Raw genomic sequence first — 1,361 nt, 5'->3', positions numbered from 1 at the left:
TTTTTATTTTGAACTGACTATAGTTAAGCCTGTATTTTCTAGCTGATTAATGCGAGTGGGTAGCGTGGCTATTCTATACAGTTCGATAGCTTGCCAGCGTGTGATTGATTGACCAGTTAAAAGATGGTCTTTGATTATTTGGTTTTGGCTGCGTTTTAGATTATCCATGATTAAGCCCCCTCATTAGTAGCGTTTAGATATTCCACAATGTCGCTACCTTTAAAGTAGTAAACGCCATTGATAGATAACGGCTTTGTGATCTTGTCCGTTTTAATCCATCGTCTAATAGTTTCGGGGTGCTTGTGGAATACATCGGCTATCTGCTTAACCTGATATAGCTCTTTTGGGTTCGCTAATAGGTAAGCTAGGTTTAGCTTGCTGGTGGGTGCTACGTGGGTAGTGTTAGGCATTGCCTTAACTCCTTAACGGTTGTGGATTAATGTCGTTAAAGAGATATTATTGTAGGTAGGTGCTGTAAGGAATATTTATGCTTGTATAGCGCATGGTATGCCTGCATAGCATGTTGTATGCCTGCATACCACAGTATGATAGGTTATGAAAAATCGCCTTTGCTCGCTTCGCTTAACCATCTTTTGATAGAGTCATAAGACGGCTTTTTACCTGTTTCAATATTCTGCTTTATATATTCGGCTGTTTCAGTAAAGGTAGTAAAGTTCTGTTCGTCCATAATCTGTAAGTATTGTTTCTTTTTTTCAGGTCTAGTTTGGTTATGCTTTAACCATCGTGTTTTAGCTTTGGACTTGTTAGACTTTGATAATTTCTTTTGAAAATCGTTATCACCACTTACTTCATTTGTGCCTGCACCAAAAACATAGCCGGCTAAATTGATACAGTAAAAACTGGCTTCATATTGTTGGTTCTCAAAGTAAAGCTTAGCAAAAGCTTTTAAATTGATACAGTCACATAATTTATGAAAATTTAAACATTTAAGCTCCTTTGACTCTAAGTAAATATCTTTCTTACTGCGCATAATATGAACAGATAATCCTCTATACATAATAGACTCTTCTTTCTCAAAATCTACACGATAACCCTGTTCTTCTAAAAGTTCTTTGCAGTCTTCAATAGCAATATTCTCTATTTTTTCTATCAACTCATAAATGATTGATATTTTCTTTCTATCCTTATAACCTATAGTCAAGCCCACCTAAAAGTGTTATAAACTAATTATCAAACCCAATTGTTATTATAAAGACCATGACTTACTCGCTAGATTTTCGTATGCAAGTTCTTAAAAGTATAGATGATGGTATGACCTTTGCCGAGGCGGCTGAGTTTTACAATCTGAGCCCAACCACTATACAGAACTGGAAGAGACGTGTTCATAGCAAAACAACCAG

General features: G+C 36.1%; 4 protein-coding genes. 1 reads left to right on the top strand and 3 read right to left on the bottom strand.

Annotation, left to right across the window (positions count from 1 at the left end; translation table 11 throughout):
- Positions 1-3: 3 nt before the first annotated feature.
- From B2866_RS13270 to B2866_RS09955, 3 genes are all read right to left on the bottom strand, one after another.
- On the bottom strand, positions 4-168 hold the full coding sequence (locus B2866_RS13270) for a helix-turn-helix domain-containing protein (protein ID WP_409520903.1): 165 nt from the start codon (positions 166-168) through the stop codon (positions 4-6).
- Positions 169-170: 2 nt separating this feature from the next.
- Positions 171-410, bottom strand: coding sequence for a helix-turn-helix domain-containing protein (locus B2866_RS09960; RefSeq protein WP_201584143.1), 240 nt, complete (start codon positions 408-410; stop codon positions 171-173).
- A 143-nt stretch (positions 411-553) separates the two neighbouring features.
- On the bottom strand, positions 554-1,168 hold the full coding sequence (locus B2866_RS09955; RefSeq protein WP_296193553.1) for a hypothetical protein: 615 nt from the start codon (positions 1,166-1,168) through the stop codon (positions 554-556).
- Positions 1,169-1,218: 50 nt separating this feature from the next.
- Between B2866_RS09955 and B2866_RS13225 the strand changes: the two genes are divergently transcribed.
- The coding region (locus B2866_RS13225) for a helix-turn-helix domain-containing protein (RefSeq protein WP_349678874.1) at positions 1,219-1,361 on the top strand (143 nt) is incomplete at its 3' end.

This window comes from Psychrobacter sp. UBA3483 (assembly GCF_002377905.1).
Lineage (GTDB): Bacteria > Pseudomonadota > Gammaproteobacteria > Pseudomonadales > Moraxellaceae > Psychrobacter.
This window is presented reverse-complemented; position numbering and strand designations above follow the sequence as displayed.

Excerpts from the sequence above, each read along its gene's own strand:
- B2866_RS13270 (WP_409520903.1), bottom strand. The coding sequence starts at position 168 with ATGGATAATCTAAAACGCAGCCAAAACCAAATAATCAAAGACCATCTT.
- B2866_RS09960 (WP_201584143.1), bottom strand. The coding sequence starts at position 410 with ATGCCTAACACTACCCACGTAGCACCCACCAGCAAGCTAAACCTAGCT.